The 15,776-nt window shown below is 63.7% G+C and carries 10 protein-coding genes and 2 tRNA genes; 7 read left to right on the forward strand and 5 right to left on the reverse strand.

What is annotated here, in order from left to right; genetic code table 11:
* Positions 1-90: 90 nt before the first annotated feature.
* On the reverse strand, positions 91-1,395 hold the full coding sequence (locus tag N2603_RS20660) for a multicopper oxidase domain-containing protein (RefSeq protein WP_260390187.1): 1,305 nt from the start codon (positions 1,393-1,395) through the stop codon (positions 91-93).
* Positions 1,396-1,549: 154 nt separating this feature from the next.
* Here N2603_RS20660 and N2603_RS20665 point away from each other — a divergent pair.
* The 6 genes from N2603_RS20665 (at position 1,550) to N2603_RS20690 (ending at position 9,153) form a co-directional block, all read left to right on the forward strand.
* Positions 1,550-1,634: transfer RNA gene (locus N2603_RS20665), tRNA-Leu, on the forward strand.
* 172 nt (positions 1,635-1,806) lie between these two features.
* Positions 1,807-3,168 carry a trigger factor gene (gene tig / locus N2603_RS20670; protein WP_260390188.1) on the forward strand — a complete coding sequence of 454 codons (1,362 nt, stop codon included), beginning with the start codon at positions 1,807-1,809 and terminating at the stop codon, positions 3,166-3,168.
* 405 nt (positions 3,169-3,573) lie between these two features.
* Positions 3,574-4,209 (forward strand): ATP-dependent Clp protease proteolytic subunit, encoded by a 636-nt coding sequence (locus tag N2603_RS20675; protein WP_018642421.1) that lies wholly within the window; start codon positions 3,574-3,576, stop codon positions 4,207-4,209.
* A gap of 451 nt (positions 4,210-4,660) precedes the next feature.
* Positions 4,661-5,932, forward strand: a complete 1,272-nt coding sequence (gene clpX / locus N2603_RS20680) for an ATP-dependent Clp protease ATP-binding subunit ClpX (protein ID WP_018642420.1) — start codon at positions 4,661-4,663, stop codon at positions 5,930-5,932.
* Between the two features lie 325 nt (positions 5,933-6,257).
* On the forward strand, positions 6,258-8,681 hold the full coding sequence (lon, locus tag N2603_RS20685; protein ID WP_018642419.1) for an endopeptidase La: 2,424 nt from the start codon (positions 6,258-6,260) through the stop codon (positions 8,679-8,681).
* Positions 8,682-8,748: 67 nt separating this feature from the next.
* Positions 8,749-9,153 (forward strand): GFA family protein, encoded by a 405-nt coding sequence (locus tag N2603_RS20690; RefSeq protein ID WP_260390189.1) that lies wholly within the window; start codon positions 8,749-8,751, stop codon positions 9,151-9,153.
* A 141-nt stretch (positions 9,154-9,294) separates the two neighbouring features.
* Here N2603_RS20690 and N2603_RS20695 read toward each other — a convergent pair.
* From N2603_RS20695 to N2603_RS20710, 4 genes are all read right to left on the reverse strand, one after another.
* Positions 9,295-9,371, reverse strand: a tRNA-Val gene (locus N2603_RS20695).
* Between the two features lie 228 nt (positions 9,372-9,599).
* Entirely contained in the window at positions 9,600-9,956 is a 357-nt protein-coding gene (locus N2603_RS20700) for a hypothetical protein (RefSeq protein WP_260390190.1), read from the reverse strand.
* 587 nt (positions 9,957-10,543) lie between these two features.
* Positions 10,544-12,385 carry a caspase family protein gene (locus tag N2603_RS20705; RefSeq protein ID WP_260390191.1) on the reverse strand — a complete coding sequence of 614 codons (1,842 nt, stop codon included), beginning with the start codon at positions 12,383-12,385 and terminating at the stop codon, positions 10,544-10,546.
* Between the two features lie 187 nt (positions 12,386-12,572).
* Positions 12,573-14,429, reverse strand: a complete 1,857-nt coding sequence (locus tag N2603_RS20710) for a caspase family protein (protein ID WP_260390192.1) — start codon at positions 14,427-14,429, stop codon at positions 12,573-12,575.
* A gap of 195 nt (positions 14,430-14,624) precedes the next feature.
* On the opposite strand from N2603_RS20710, the gene N2603_RS20715 reads away from it, so the two are divergent.
* The gene (locus tag N2603_RS20715) at positions 14,625-15,485 is read left to right on the forward strand and encodes a class I SAM-dependent methyltransferase (RefSeq protein ID WP_260390193.1); all 861 of its coding nucleotides are present in this window, start codon (positions 14,625-14,627) and stop codon (positions 15,483-15,485) included.
* Positions 15,486-15,776: the final 291 nt, after the last annotated feature.

Below are 15,776 nucleotides of genomic sequence, written 5' to 3' on the forward strand. Positions count from 1 at the left end.
TAGGATGGGTAGAGCGAAGCGAAACCCATCATCTCAAATCTCGGTGCGGTAACGATGGGTTTCGCTACGCTCTACCCATCCTACGAAGTCTCACTCTACCCCATACCACCGCACCAGCCGCGGCGCGGCCCAGTCCGTCGCAACCGACTCGAGCAGCCAACATCCAGGCGAGGTCGCGGCGAACGCGATGCGCTGGGTCTGGCCGGGCTCGATCGCGAGCGTGTCGAGCCAGTAGGGCTTCCAGCCGTCGTCGAGCTTGTCGAGCAGGCGGAACGGATGGCCGTGCAGGTGGAACACGGTGGTCGTGGGGGCAGGGTTCTTGAGGGCCAGCACGACGGTGCGGCCGGCCTTGGCGCGGAAGGCCGGAGCGGAGGCCGTGGAGAAGTTTGCGGGCCGAGCCCAGCCGGCATCGGGGGCGCCGAGCGCGACATCGAACCGCAGGGCGCCCTTCAGATCGAGCTTCTCGGGCAGATCGTTCGACGGCAGTGGCTGCGGCGGCAACAGCGGCGCGCGCCGCTCCGATTGGCCCGATATCTTGAGGCTGCCGACCTGGCGCGCCTCCTTGCCGTCATGCAGCAGGAATGCGGCCGTTGTGGCCGTATCGACAAACGCATCGGCGCGTCCGCCGGGGGCCAGCACCAGGGCGCCGTTGCGCGCCGGGAACGGCTCGGCGGGCTGCCCGTCCAGGGCCATCACGCGGACCTCGTGGCTTTCCAATTTGATCGCCAGAACAGTACGTTGCGAGCCGTTGATGAAGCGCAGCCGCATCCGCTCATTGGCCGAAGCTGAGAGTTCGAATGAAGTCAGCCCGTTGACCGTGTAGAGCGGCGTCGTGTCCTTGGGATCCTGGCCCGGCGGCACCGCGGTGCCATCCGGCCGCAGGCGCCATTCCTCGATCAGCAGGATCTCGTCGCGATCGACGGCAACCGGGCTGGTCTCGACCGCGATGATCGGAAGCGGACGCGCCGGCTGCTTCAGGCCGTCCTCGAAGAGCCGGAAGTCGGCCAACAGGGTTCCTGCGTTAGATATTGAAATAATTGATGTTTCAACCGCATTTGGCGGGGCCGGTGCACGTCCCCGGAGCGGATCGGAAGCAGATGGGGCATTGAGGCCGTACCAGACCGGGGCAAGTGGCACAGGCAGGTCGTTCCGAAACACCACCTCGCACCGGTCAAAGCGCTTGAGACGGACGTCCTTGAGATGGCTTACGGCGGCCAGCTCCCAGATCGGAGTAGCCGGCTGACCCGGTCTCAGAGCCAGCGTTGCGGGCCTTGCCTGAAGCGCGAGCTGGGCGGTCACGGACGGGCCGGCGCCGCCGGCGATTAGCCCTGCCGCCGAGGCTCCGAGCCCTGCCAAAAGCTCTCGTCTGTTCAGGTCAAAAATCCGCGGCTTCATGGCGCGATCCGGACCACGCCGCGCTGGATAAGTCCAGCCGTCGTGCCTACTTTAAGCCTGCCCGCATCAGGCCATTTTTTTGCTGCGAACAGTCAGGCACATGTTATAAGCCCGGCCGCCCGCGGCATCGCGGCCGGTCTTGATGCAAATTCACGCGGGCGTGGCGGAACTGGTAGACGCGCTGGATTTAGGTTCCAGTGACGAAAGTTGTGGGGGTTCGAGTCCCTCCGCCCGCACCAAGCGCTTATCGCGTTTGCACGGATTACGAGGGCCTGCTCCTGGCGGATGTTGTCCGCCTGAAGCCGGTCCGATGAACCACCGGCGTTGAGGCGTTTGCCTCGCGCCGGATCGATTAATGACAGCGTCCCGACGCATGCGCGCCGGGGCCGAACGAAAAGAAGATTGGACGCCATGCAGGTCACAGAGACCCTCTCGGAAGGTTTGAAGCACGAGTTCAAGATCAGCGTTCCCGCCTCTGATCTCGACGCCAAGGCTGGCGCCAAGCTCGTCGATCTCAAGGACAAGGTCCGCATCAACGGCTTCCGCCCCGGCAAGGTGCCGGTGACGCATCTGAAGAAGGTCTATGGCCGCTCGGTGATGGCCGAGACCATCGACCAGACCATCCGCGACACCAACACGCAGCTGTTCTCCGAGCGCGGCTTCCGTCTCGCGACCGAGCCGAAGATCACGATGCCGACCGAGCAGGCCGAGGTCGAGGAGCTGCTGAACGGCAAGACCGATCTGACCTACACGGTCGCGATCGAGGTGGTGCCGTCGATCGCGCTCGCCGACTTCAAGACCTTCCAGGTCGAAAAGCCCGTTGCTGAAGTGACCGATTCCGACGTCGACGAGGCGATCAAGCGCATCGCGGACAGCAACCGTGGTTATGCCGCCAAGGGCGACGGCGAAAAGGCCGCCTCCGGCGATCGCGTCACCATCAACTTCAAGGGCACCATCAACGGCGAAGCCTTCGAGGGCGGTGCCGGTGAGGGCATCCAGGTCGTGATCGGCTCCAACACCTTCATCCCGGGCTTCGAGGAGCAGCTCATCGGCATCGGCGCCAACGAGACGCGCACGCTGAAGGTCTCGTTCCCGAAGAACTACATGAGCGAGAAGCTCGCCGGCCAGCCGGCCGAGTTCGAGACCACCGCGACGCTGATCGAGGCGCCGCAGGACGTTGCGATCGACGACGAGTTCGCCAAGACGCTCGGCCTGGAATCGCTGGACAAGCTGAAGGAAGCCGCGCGCGAGCGTCTGGTTGCCGAGTTCGCGACCGCGACGCGCCAGCGCGTCAAGCGCGCGCTGCTCGATCGTCTCGACGAAGCGCATCGCTTCGAGGCGCCGCCCTCGCTGGTCGACGAGGAGTTCAATCTGATGTGGAACTCGGTGAAGGCCGAGATGGACTCCGCCGGCAAGACCTTTGCCGACGAGGACACCACCGAGGACAAGGCGAAGGACGAGTACCGCAAGATCGCCGACCGCCGCGTGCGGCTCGGCCTCGTGCTCTCCGAGATCGGCGAGAAGAACAAGATCACCGTGACCGATGACGAGGTCGGCCGCGCCGTGATCGAGCGCGCCCGGCAGATGCCCGGCCGCGAGAAGGAGGTCTGGGACTACTATCGCAGCAACGCCCAGGCGCTGGCCCAGCTTCGTGCGCCGATCTACGAGGACAAGGTCGTCGACTTCATCCTCGAACTTGCCAACGTGACCGAGAAGAAGGTCTCGCGCGAGGATCTCTACAAGGACGACGAGGCGGAAAAGACCGCAGCCTGAAGGCTCCAGAGCGTTTTCGAGCGAAGTGGATACCGGTTCGCGTGAAGAAAACGCGTCAAAATAGAAGCTGGAGCCCCTTTCCGATTCCATCGGAACGGGGCTCCAGGACAGTCTTCTATTAAGGATGATCAGCGAAGGGGCCCAGCTAGCCAGATGGTCGGCTGGGTCTTTTTGCGAGAATCAGCTTCAAGTCCCCAGTGGATTAAGCCTTAATTCGCTCCGCACTTGTCTGACGCGAATTGGGCTATATCTGTCGGTACGCCCTGTACCCAAGTCTTCTGCTAACAAGCGTTCTACTTCTACCAACTTCCTGCATCACGGGACGTCCATCGGCCTTCCGGCACATCCAGCCCAAACTGGCAGCCAAGACTGGCGATGTCCGCCTCCTAAAACCCTAGGTGACTCATGCGCGATCCGGTTGAAACCTACATGAACCTCGTGCCCATGGTGGTCGAGCAGACCAACCGTGGCGAGCGCGCCTACGATATTTTCTCGCGCCTCTTGAAGGAGCGCATCATCTTCGTGACCGGTCCGGTCGAGGACGGCATGTCGACGCTGATCGTCGCGCAGCTGTTGTTCCTCGAGGCGGAAAATCCGAAGAAGGAAATCTCGATGTACATCAACTCGCCGGGCGGCGTGGTGACGTCGGGCCTTGCGATCTACGACACCATGCAATTCATCCGCCCGCCGGTCTCGACGCTCTGCACCGGCCAGGCCGCCTCGATGGGCTCGCTGCTGCTCTGCGCCGGTGAGAAGGACATGCGCTTCTCGCTGCCGAACGCACGCATCATGGTGCACCAGCCCTCCGGCGGCTTCCAGGGCCAGGCCACCGACATCATGCTGCACGCCCAGGAAATCCTGAACCTGAAGAAGCGGCTCAACGAGATCTACGTGAAGCACACAGGCCAGACCTACAAGACGATCGAGGATGCGTTGGAACGCGACAAGTTCCTGACCGCCAACGACGCCAAGGAGTTCGGCCTGGTCGACAAGGTCATCGACAAGCGCGCCGAGGAGCCGGCGCCGGCGAAGGCCCCGTAGCACTACTGGACCGTAACGGCGATCCCTGGGATCGCCGGGGTCCCATCAGGGCGGCGTTCACGCTAGGTACGCGTGTGCGCAATGCAAAACGTCGTTTTGCGCCCTGCGGCAGGCAGAAAGTTCCGCTTTCGTGCTTGTTATTTCGTGGTAATCCAGCAACGTCGGGGTGATTTCGGTCACTTCGCCCGTGCCAGGACCGGAAATCACGGTATTGTCACGGGTAGCGCGCGACCCCCGATTAGCGAATTCTTGATAGTCGGGTGACAGCATGGTTGGCTACGATTGATCGGCTATGATCGCGGGAGAATCGAGTGACCGTGATTCGCACGGGATGTAGTAACGCGTAGGTCTTTTTTGGTACGGAATTTGCTCTATTTGAACTCCATCCCGACCATCGTATCGGAATGGAGCGATCGAGCGGAACGGGATCGAACCGCGGACGGAGACATGAATGAGTAAGGTCGGCACGAGCGACTCCAAGAACACGCTATATTGCTCGTTCTGCGGCAAGAGCCAGCACGAAGTCCGCAAACTGATCGCGGGTCCCACGGTCTTCATCTGCGACGAGTGCGTTGAGCTCTGCATGGACATCATCCGTGAGGAGAACAAATCCTCGCTGGTGAAGTCGCGCGACGGCATTCCGACGCCGAAGGAAATCTGCAAGGTGCTGGACGACTACGTCATCGGCCAGAGCCATGCGAAGAAGGTCCTGTCGGTCGCGGTGCACAACCACTACAAGCGCCTCAACCACCAGACCAAGCACAACGACGTCGAGCTCGCGAAGTCGAACATCCTGCTGATCGGTCCGACCGGTTCGGGCAAGACGCTGCTCGCGCAGACGCTCGCCCGCATCCTGGACGTGCCGTTCACGATGGCGGATGCGACGACGCTGACCGAAGCCGGCTATGTCGGCGAGGACGTCGAGAACATCATCCTGAAGCTGCTCCAGGCCGCCGACTACAATGTCGAGCGTGCCCAGCGCGGCATCGTCTACATCGACGAAATCGACAAGATCAGCCGCAAGTCCGACAATCCCTCGATCACGCGCGACGTGTCGGGTGAGGGCGTGCAGCAGGCGCTCTTGAAGATCATGGAAGGCACGGTGGCTTCGGTCCCGCCGCAGGGCGGCCGCAAGCATCCGCAGCAGGAGTTCCTGCAGGTGGACACCACCAACATCCTGTTCATCTGCGGCGGCGCCTTCGCCGGCCTCGAGAAGATCATCTCGGCGCGCGGCCGGTCGACCTCGATCGGTTTCGCGGCCCAGGTGATGGCGCCGGAAGATCGCCGGACCGGCGAGATCTTCCGTCACGTCGAGCCTGAGGACCTCCTGAAGTACGGTCTCATCCCCGAGTTCGTCGGTCGTCTGCCCGTCGTGGCGACGCTCGAGGACCTCGACGAGACCTCGCTGAAGAAGATCCTGACCGAGCCGAAGAACGCGCTGGTGAAACAGTACCAGCGGCTGTTCGAGATGGAGAACATCGAGCTGACCTTCGCCGACGAGGCGCTTGGCGCGGTTGCCCGCAAGGCGATCGAGCGCAAGACCGGCGCGCGTGGTCTGCGTTCGATCCTCGAGGCGATCCTGCTCGAGACCATGTTCGACCTGCCGGGCCTGGAAGGTGTGGAAGAAGTCGTGATCTCCCGCGAAGTCGTGGAAGGTACGGCGCGTCCGCTCTACATCTACGCTGATCGGACCGATCGCGCCGTCGAGAATGCCAGCGCCTGATTTCCGGCGCTGGAACGCTCCAATCGTCTCATCGAGTTGGGCTGCGGACGTGTATCTCCGCAGCCGGTGTTGCGTTCGCTTATCCGCGTGCGTAAGCGCCTGATGGCGCGCGTTTTTCAATGACTTGACACCCCCCGGGTCGATAGCCACCTAATGTCGGCGGCGAGCGAGAATTCTCTTCAAGATTCGCCTCTGTTCCGATCCGGCGAGCCGGTCCAACTTTCAAGAGGACCGACCGGTTTTGTGGATCACCTCGGCACCTTGTGGCGGTTGCGCATGAGCATGGCGGACTGCGTGCAAGGGGGCAAAGCAAAAGGAAAAGGCCATGACTAATCCAAAACCCCGGCCAACCATCGTCCACGGCGAAGCGCACGCCTATCCCGTGCTGCCGCTGCGCGACATCGTCGTCTTCCCGCACATGATCGTTCCGCTCTTCGTCGGTCGCGAGAAGTCGATCCGCGCGCTTGAAGAGGTGATGAAGAACGACGCGCTGATCATGCTCGCGACGCAGAAGAACGCGTCCGATGATGATCCGGCGCCCGACGCCATTTACGAGACCGGTACGCTTGCCAGCGTGCTCCAGCTCCTGAAGCTTCCCGACGGCACCGTGAAGGTGCTGGTCGAAGGGCTCGAGCGTGCGCGCGTGCAGAAGTACACCGATCGCGCCGATTACTATGAAGCCACCGCCGTGGCGCTCGCCGACACCGATGCGAAATCGGTCGAGGCGGAAGCCTTGGCACGCTCGGTCGTGTCCGACTTCGAGAGCTATGTGAAGCTCAACAAGAAGATCTCGGCCGAGGTCGTCGGCGTCGTGCAGGCGATCACCGATTTCGCCAAGCTCGCCGACACGGTTGCCTCGCATCTCGCCGTCAAGATCGCCGACCGCCAGGGCATCCTGGAGACGCTGTCCGTCACCACGCGCCTCGAGAAGGTGCTGGGCCTGATGGAGAGCGAGATCTCGGTGCTGCAGGTCGAGAAGCGCATCCGCTCGCGCGTCAAGCGCCAGATGGAGAAGACCCAGCGCGAGTACTATCTCAACGAGCAGATGAAGGCGATCCAGAAGGAACTCGGCGACGACGACGGTCGCGACGAGCTCGCCGATCTCGAAGAGAAGATCGCCAAGACCAAGCTCTCCAAGGAAGCGCGCGAGAAGGCGCAGCACGAATTGAAGAAGCTGCGCCAGATGTCGCCGATGTCCGCGGAAGCGACCGTCGTGCGCAACTATCTGGATTGGCTGCTGTCGATTCCGTGGAACAAGAAGTCCAAGGTGAAGAAGGACCTGGAGGCCGCGCAGGCCATCCTGGACTCCGATCACTACGGGCTCGAGAAGGTCAAGGAACGCATCGTCGAGTATCTCGCGGTGCAGTCGCGCGCCAACAAGCTGACCGGGCCGATCCTGTGCCTCGTCGGGCCTCCCGGCGTCGGCAAGACCTCGCTCGGCAAATCGATCGCGAAGGCGACCGGACGTGAGTTCGTGCGCGTGTCGCTCGGCGGCGTGCGCGACGAGGCCGAGATCCGCGGTCACCGCCGCACCTATATCGGCTCGATGCCCGGCAAGATCATCCAGTCGATGCGGAAGGCGAAGTCGTCCAATCCGCTGTTCCTGCTGGACGAGATCGACAAGATGGGCGCCGATTTCCGCGGCGATCCGTCCTCGGCGCTGCTCGAGGTTCTCGACCCCGAGCAGAACGGGACCTTCAACGACCACTATCTCGAGGTCGACTACGATCTGTCCAACGTGATGTTCATCACGACCGCGAATACGCTGAATATTCCAGGTCCCCTGATGGACCGCATGGAGATCATCCGGATCGCGGGCTACACCGAGAACGAGAAGGTCGAGATCGCGCGCAAGCATCTGATCCCGAACGCGGTGTCCAAGCACGGCCTGGACTCCAAGGAGTTCTCGATCGACGACGACGCGCTGCTGCTTCTGATCCGCCGCTACACCCGCGAAGCGGGCGTGCGCAATTTGGAGCGTGAGCTCTCCACACTCGCCCGCAAGGCGGTGAAGGAGCTGATGATCTCCAAGAAGAAGTCGGTCAAGGTCACCGAGAAGACTCTGGAAGAGCTGCTCGGCGTGCCGAAGTACCGCTTCGGCGAGATCGAGAGCGAGCCGCAGGTCGGCATCGTCACCGGCCTTGCCTGGACCGATGTCGGCGGCGAGCTGCTGACGATCGAAGGCGTCATGATGCCCGGCAAGGGCAAGATGACGGTCACGGGCAACCTGCGCGACGTGATGAAGGAATCGATCTCGGCGGCGGCGTCCTACGTCCGCTCGCGCGCGATCAACTACGGCATCGAGCCGCCGATGTTTGACCGCCGCGACATCCACGTGCACGTGCCGGAAGGCGCGACGCCGAAGGACGGTCCGTCCGCGGGCGTGGCCATGGCCACCGCGATCATCTCGGTGATGACCGGCATCCCGGTTCGCCACGATGTCGCGATGACCGGCGAGATCACGCTGCGCGGCCGCGTGCTGCCGATCGGCGGTCTCAAGGAGAAGCTGCTGGCTGCGGCCCGCGGCGGCATCAAGACGGTGCTGATCCCCGAGGACAACGCCAAGGATCTCACGGAGATTTCCGATGCGATCAAGGGCGGCATGGAGATCATCCCGGTCTCGCGCCTCGACGACGTCGTCGCCAAGGCCCTGGTGAAGAAGCCGGTGCCGATCGTCTGGGAAGAGGACACCAAGGTGACGGTGAAGCCGGACGGCGATGAAGCCGCCGGCGGCCTGACCGCTCATTGATCTCAAGCGAAAGATGATAAAACGGCGCCTTCGGGCGCCGTTTTTGTTTCGGCGGCGGGAGAGAGCGATGCAGGTCGACGGACAGTGCCATTGCGGGAAGATCACCTTCGAGGCCGAGATCGACCCCGAGGCGGTCTCGGTGTGCCACTGCACCGACTGCCAGGCGCTGACGGGATCACCGTTCCGGGTGACGGCGATCTGCACCAGGGCCGACGTGAAGCTGACCGCCGGCACGCCCAAGGTCTACGGCAAGCGCGGCGACAACGGCCGGATGCGTTTCCAGCATTTCTGCGGCGACTGCGGTTCCCCGCTGTTTACCAGCGGCGAGGGCGAGGAGGCCGACGATTGGGGCATCCGCTGGGGCAGCATCCGCCAGCGCGACGCCCTGCGGCCCGTCAGGCAGATCTGGTGCCAGTCGGCGGCCGTGTGGATCGACGCCGTGCCGCTGCTGCCGGGGCGGCCGCGGGATTGAGCCTGAGATTGCTGAGATAGTTTTCGTCTTGAGAAGCCCGCCTTCGCCCGAACGGCTTTGGCAAGGCAGCCTTCGCCCGCTTCGCGTCAGTGCGCGTTTTGGCTGGCTTGCCAAGCCGTAGCCCGCGAAGCGGGCGAAGGCTGGTGGGCGGTCACGGATTCGAACCGCGGACCCTCTCGGTGTAAACGAGATGCTCTAACCAGCTGAGCTAACCGCCCCACGGCGCCTCTTTAGCGCTCCGGCGGGGGGAGGAGCAAGGGGCGAGCGCGCCGCGAGCCGGCCCCAATTTGCGGCTCGGTCAGGGTTTTCAGACCGGACACGAGCAGCCCTGCGACCAGCCCGCTGCAGGGGGAATCCACTTTCGTAGCGCGATTCGCGTCATCCGACCGAGGAGGCGGCAATTGTGCTTGCCGCCGCTGTGCAATGCCTCGGCCTGGAGTTCCACGTCAGGCTGTCTTGGTGAACATCGTCAGTACACCGTCGGCGATGTTGATCGCGACGACTTGGGACGAGCTCAAGCCCTTGGCCTTGAGCACGGAGGCGGCCTGCGGCGTGGCGTCGATGGACTGCCGGAGCGACTGGATGTCTTGGTCGCTTGTGTGCGCCACGAGTTCATCGACTTTCGCGCGCACCGCCGGCTGCAATTCCTTGACGTCCACAACCTGTATGCTGCGGATCACCGTGCTGGACTGGGTGGATGGCTGCTCCGCGCCGGGTTGCGACGATGCGCCCTGTGCCTGCACCAGGGCAGGTGTTCCGAGGGAGAGAGCTGCAACGATGACGGATGCCGTGAAGCTGCGCATGGTCTGCCTTTCCAGTTTGAGGAACGGCGAACCTATCGAGAAAATCTGGTTGGCATCTGATTCCGATGTGGCCGTTCGGTGAAACCAATGCGGCCGCAATGCGCACGGATGAGACCCGTTGCGCGGGTCCGATGATGCCTACGGCAAGGAGTTAGCTCAGCTGGTTCGAGCATCTCGTTTACACCGAGAAGGTCCGCGGTTCGAAACCGTGACCGCCCACCACCTTTGCTCGAAAGCGAGGCAACACTTCAACGTGGACGCCAAAAGGTCGAACAGCAATCAAACCACTCGACGAGGGTTTGACAGGTGTTCCAGTTTGAAAGACTCGCCTTCGCCGCGCTGCGCCCGCGGCGTTCACTTCGACAGGCACGATGCGACCGGGAGCGACGTGCACCGCAGGCACATCCACCTGCGCAACAGGCGGTGGCCCAATGAAATGCACGCGGGGGCGGCCTTGAGCGAGATCGGCAACGATTAGGGAGGGAGCGGAATGCTGGCACCACGGAAAGTGAAGAACAGCCAACTCTGGGGCCGAACGGGCCGGCACCAAAATTCGACCCGGCTAAACTCCTGAAGCTGCCGAAGAGTTAGGGACACACTTCCCTGTATCCGACCGATCCCGCACCCGACGAGCTCCCACCCTCGACCCGGCATCCCGATTTGACCGGACGACAGCCTGCGTTGCCGCATATAAGCTGCCCGCTTGCCTGAGGCTTGGATGGTTTGGCTTCCGTTTGCTTGCGCTCAGTATCCCGCTTCTTGGCGTCCTCGCGCGTCGCGACCGGCTTCTTGTCCTGCTCCTTCTCGCATTCATTGTCGTCATTGATACGATAGCCCGCGCGGCAGGTGATTTTCACGCAAGCGTCGCCGTCGGCCTTGAAGCCGTGGTCGCAAACCAGCGGGCAGACGCGGCCCGGCCTGGCCTTGATCGCATCCAGCGCATCGAAGGTGGCGAGCTTGGCGTCGTACTTGGTGCCGGCATATTTGTTGAACAGCGTCAGCGAGCGCTGTGACGCAAGGTTCCAATCGCCGTCTGCCGAGGCGGTCAAACAGCCGACGCGGCGCAGCTCGGACTGCACCAGTTTGGTGGTTTCCTGCGGCGACATGGCCGGCGGGGTTGAGGAGGGCGCAACCGCCGCGACCTTCTGCTCCGCGCTGGCTGAGGCTTGCTTCTCGGCGGCTTGCTTGGCGGCCAGGTCAGCCGCGGCCCTGTCGGTCGCGAGCTTCTCGGCGAGTGCCTTCTCGGCCGCTTGCTTGTCAGCCAGCGCCTTCGCGACCGCGGCTTCGGCGTCCTTGCGCCGCTGCTCGGCTGCAGCGGCTTTGGCTTCCTCGATCTGCTTGGCCTTCTCGGCGGCAAGACGCTTGTCCTCGGCCGCCTTGGCTGCGGCCGCCGCCTTGTCCTGTTCGGCCTTGTTGGCGCGCTCGGCGGCGAGCCGCGCCTTCTCCTCTTCCGCCTGCCGAGCCTTGTCTGCCGTGGCGGAGCGGGTTTCTTCAGCGGCGATCTTGTTCAACTGGCCTTTGGCGAGATCGGCATAGAAGCCAGCCGGAAAACGGTTGAGGAACGCTGTCCATCCGTCGCGCGTCCCGAGCTGAAGCGCCAGTTCGTAGTCGCGCCGGAGCTCGCTGTCGGGGTTTGCCTGGGGGCCGGCCACGATCGGCTTCGCAGCAACCAGCGGCACGTCGTCGCCGCCGAGCGAGCCGTAAACATAAGGCTCCTGCTTGTAGCCGGTGGTCTTGAGCACGTCGTCGCGGACGAAGCCGAACGCCTTGCGCAGGTCGAGCCCCGGCGTGGGGAGGCGTTCGACCAGCGCTGCTGCAAACGGGCTGTTCCTGGAGTCTCCGTCGGAGGCAGTGGAGCCGGCCTTCGCCGCGAAGGCGATCATGGTGTTCGGGCTGGTCAGCTCGACCTTGGCGAGGCCGCGGCCAATGGCACGCGCGGCCATGGTCCGCTTCATTGTTTTCGCGAACGGGTTGTCCCGGCAGGCATCGAGGATGACGAGGCGGAGCTGCTTGGCGGGCTCGATGGCGAACAACACCCGGTCGAGCGGGAAGGCCTCGTCAAAGACGTCCGTGTCGGTCTCGAGTGCTGCGTCGGTCGGAATGAGATAATTGTTGCCGTCCAGCTCGATCCCGTGCCCCGCATAATAGACGACGGCGACGTCGGCCTCGCGCGCCTTACCGCCGAAGTCACGCAACGCCTTGCGCATGTCGACGACACTAAGGTCGAGTTTGACATCCACGATGTCGAACCCGGCCTTCCTGAACATGCTGCCGACGAGTGTGGCATCGTTCGCCGGATTGGTTAGCCTTGGCACGCTCTTGTAGGCGGAATTGCCGATCACGAGGGCGACGCGCTTCTCCGCCTGCGCCGATCCGCAGCAACAGCACAAAGCCACCAATAAAAATAGAAAAAGACGAATCGCGCCCATTGCCGCCCCAGCTTGCAATGTGAACAGATTATCCAGAGCATGTCAGAACGCAAACCCTCGGATTGTGATTGATGTCACAGATGCGGTGAGGGCGGTTCACTCAGCATCTCGTCACCAACGCCGCTCACGGCCGGATCGGCGAACCTTGAGTAGTGTGCCAAAGCTCCTGGATCCGCACCGGCGACGTTCAATTGCAGACCTCTTGGTTGACGCCCCAGCTCCCCGCTCCGTGCTTCCCTTGTTGGTAGGGCTCCAGCCGACATCCCGGGCGAACCGGCCGACAGCCCGCATTGCCGCAAATCATTTGTCCGCTTGTTCTCGCCTGCGGTTGCGCCGGAGCGGACTCGGAGGATTTCCGATCGGCATCCCGCTTCTTGGGTTCATCGCGCGTCGCGACCGGCTTCTTGTCCTGCACCTTCTCGCATTCATTGTCGTCATTGATACGATAGCCCGCGCGGCAGGTGATTTTCACGCAAGCGTCGCCGTCGGCCTTGAAGCCGTGGTCGCAAACCAGCGGGCAGACGCGGCCCGGCCTGGCCTTGATCGCATCCAGCGCATCGAAGGTGGCGAGCTTGGCGTCGTACTTGGTGCCGGCATATTTGTTGAACAGCGTCAGCGAGCGCTGTGACGCAAGGTTCCAATCGCCGTCTGCCGAGGCGGTCAAACAGCCGACGCGGCGCAGCTCGGACTGCACCAGTTTGGTGGTTTCCTGCGGCGACATGGCCGGCGGGGTTGAGGAGGGCGCAACCGCCGCGACCTTCTGCTCCGCGCTGGCTGAGGCTTGCTTCTCGGCGGCTTGCTTGGCGGCCAGGTCAGCCGCGGCCCTGTCGGTCGCGAGCTTCTCGGCGAGTGCCTTCTCGGCCGCTTGCTTGTCAGCCAGCGCCTTCGCGACCGCGGCTTCGGCGTCCTTGCGCCGCTGCTCGGCTGCAGCGGCTTTGGCTTCCTCGATCTGCTTGGCCTTCTCGGCGGCAAGACGCTTGTCCTCGGCCGCCTTGGCTGCGGCCGCCGCCTTGTCCTGTTCGGCCTTGTTGGCGCGCTCGGCGGCGAGCCGCGCCTTCTCCTCTTCCGCCTGCCGAGCCTTGTCTGCCGTGGCGGAGCGGGTTTCTTCAGCGGCGATCTTGTTCAACTGGCCTTTGGCGAGATCGGCATAGAAGCCAGCCGGAAAACGGTTGAGGAACGCTGTCCATCCGTCGCGCGTCCCGAGCTGAAGCGCCAGTTCGTAGTCGCGCCGGAGCTCGCTGTCGGGGTTTGCCTGGGGGCCGGCCACGATCGGCTTCGCAGCAACCAGCGGCACGTCGTCGCCGCCGAGCGAGCCGTAAACATAAGGCTCCTGCTTGTAGCCGGTGGTCTTGAGCACGTCGTCGCGGACGAAGCCGAACGCCTTGCGCAGGTCGAGCCCCGGCGTGGGGAGGCGTTCGACCAGCGCTGCTGCAAACGGGCTGTTCCTGGAGTCTCCGTCGGAGGCAGTGGAGCCGGCCTTCGCCGCGAAGGCGATCATGGTGTTCGGGCTGGTCAGCTCGACCTTGGCGAGGCCGCGGCCAATGGCCCGCGCGGCCGTGGTCCGCTTCATCGTCTTGGCGAACGGGTTGTCGCGGCAGGCATCGAGGATGACGAGCCGGAGCTGCCTGGCCGGCTCGACCGCGAACAGGGCGCGCTCCAGCGGCAGCGTTTCGTCTAGGACGTCGCTATCCGTCTCGAGGCTGGCATCCGTCGGGATCAGGTAATTGGTGCCGTCGAGCTCGATGCCATGGCCGGCATAGTAGACGACGGCGACATCCGCCTCACGCGTCCTGCTGCCGAAGTCGCGCAGCGCCCTGCGCATCTCCGCAGCGTTGAGGTCGAGCTTGATGTCGACCGGGTCGAACCCCGCCTTCTTCAGCATGCCGCCGACGAGCGAGGCGTCGTTCACGGGATTGGCAAGCTGTGGTGCGCTCTTGTAGGCGGAATTGCCGATCACGAGCGCCACGCGCTTTTCCGCCTGCGCACTTCCGCAGCCAAGACAGAAGGCGGCCAATAAAAACAGAAAAATCCGAATTACGCCCATTGCAGCCCCAAATCGCAATGTGACCAGAGTAGTCGGAGCGTGCCATCAAGGCAAAAGCCTCTATGTGACGAACGTCACAGGCTGTCGCACGGGGTGCGCCAAGCATCCCGACGTGATATCGCCGCTGTGCCGGTGCATGCGGTTGGACCGCGGTGGCGGTGGGGATCGCGCGGGACGGGAACGACCGAGGACAGCATGCAACAGCCAAGCGGACACGAGCAGAACGCCGACCAGATCGCCTATTGGAACGGCCCCAGCGGGCAGCGCTGGGCCGATCGCCACGCCGTGCAGGAAAAGCTGCTCGGCCCGATCGCCGATGTGCTGATCGAGCGCGCCAAACCGAAGCCGGGCGAGCGCGTGATCGACGTCGGCTGCGGCTCCGGTGCGACGACGGTCGCGTTCGCGAAGGCTGTCGCGCCGGATGGCTTTGCACTCGGGCTCGATGTGTCCGAGCCGATGCTGTCGCAGGCGCGGTCGCTCGCGCCAAAGGGCCTGCCGCTCGATTTCGTGCTGGCGGATGCGACGGTACATCCGTTCGAGCCGGCGAGCTTTGATCTCCTGGCCTCGCGCTTCGGCGTCATGTTCTTTGCCGATCCGGTCGCGTCCTTCGCCAATCTCCGCCGCGCGCTGAAGGCCTCGGGACGGCTCGGCTTCGTCTGCTGGCGCGAGCCGAAGGAAAATCCCTGGATGATGGCGCCGCTGATGGCGGTCTATAAGCATGTGCCGAAGATGCCTCCGGTCGGGCCTGAGGAGCCGGGCCCGTTCGCCTTTGCTTCAGAGGAGCGCGTGATGCGCATCTTGAATGGCGCAGGCTTCGTCGACGTCGCAATGGAGCCGTACAATCTGGCGATGGATATCGCGATCGGCGGCGGCCTCGACGCCGCGGTCGAGGGCTCGCTGCAGATCGGCCCGGCCAGCCGTGCGCTGCAGGGCCATCCGCCGGAGACCTATGAGGCCGCCAAAGCTTCGATCCGCCAGACGCTCGCGCCGTTCCTGAAAGGGCAGAGCGTGGCGCTGCAGGGCGCGATCTGGATCGTGACGGCGAAGGCGGGGTAGACGCAAAATCCTTCGCCCCATCGGCAGACGACGAAGCCGGTGCTCTCATGCCGCATGATCGCTGCCGCGCAAGCATCCAGTTGGTCGGATCGCGGGGCGCGAGAGGGTGGGACGTGATTTGCGAGCCGTGCGGCGTGCTGCGTCGACATCATGAGGCGTAGGATGCAAGGGAGATCGGGTCGGAGCCTGATTCAACCGACAGGCGAACGGGTGCCGAACGCGCTTGAGAAACCCTGCTCTTGCTGCTAATCCCCAGCCGAACAGAGTTTCGGGATCCATGGCTCAAGTCAC

The organism is Bradyrhizobium huanghuaihaiense (assembly GCF_025200885.1).
GTDB lineage: Bacteria > Pseudomonadota > Alphaproteobacteria > Rhizobiales > Xanthobacteraceae > Bradyrhizobium > Bradyrhizobium huanghuaihaiense.

What these genes read in the sequence shown, in the direction of transcription:
- tig (WP_260390188.1), top strand. Translation starts at nt 1,807, where the DNA reads ATGCAGGTCACAGAGACCCTCTCGGAAGGTTTGAAGCACGAGTTCAAG.
- N2603_RS20715 (WP_260390193.1), top strand. Translation starts at nt 14,625, where the DNA reads ATGCAACAGCCAAGCGGACACGAGCAGAACGCCGACCAGATCGCCTAT.
- N2603_RS20675 (WP_018642421.1), top strand. Translation starts at nt 3,574, where the DNA reads ATGCGCGATCCGGTTGAAACCTACATGAACCTCGTGCCCATGGTGGTC.
- clpX (WP_018642420.1), top strand. Translation starts at nt 4,661, where the DNA reads ATGAGTAAGGTCGGCACGAGCGACTCCAAGAACACGCTATATTGCTCG.
- N2603_RS20700 (WP_260390190.1), bottom strand. Translation starts at nt 9,956, where the DNA reads ATGCGCAGCTTCACGGCATCCGTCATCGTTGCAGCTCTCTCCCTCGGA.
- lon (WP_018642419.1), top strand. Translation starts at nt 6,258, where the DNA reads ATGACTAATCCAAAACCCCGGCCAACCATCGTCCACGGCGAAGCGCAC.
- N2603_RS20710 (WP_260390192.1), bottom strand. Translation starts at nt 14,429, where the DNA reads ATGGGCGTAATTCGGATTTTTCTGTTTTTATTGGCCGCCTTCTGTCTT.
- N2603_RS20690 (WP_260390189.1), top strand. Translation starts at nt 8,749, where the DNA reads ATGCAGGTCGACGGACAGTGCCATTGCGGGAAGATCACCTTCGAGGCC.
- N2603_RS20660 (WP_260390187.1), bottom strand. Translation starts at nt 1,395, where the DNA reads ATGAAGCCGCGGATTTTTGACCTGAACAGACGAGAGCTTTTGGCAGGG.
- N2603_RS20705 (WP_260390191.1), bottom strand. Translation starts at nt 12,385, where the DNA reads ATGGGCGCGATTCGTCTTTTTCTATTTTTATTGGTGGCTTTGTGCTGT.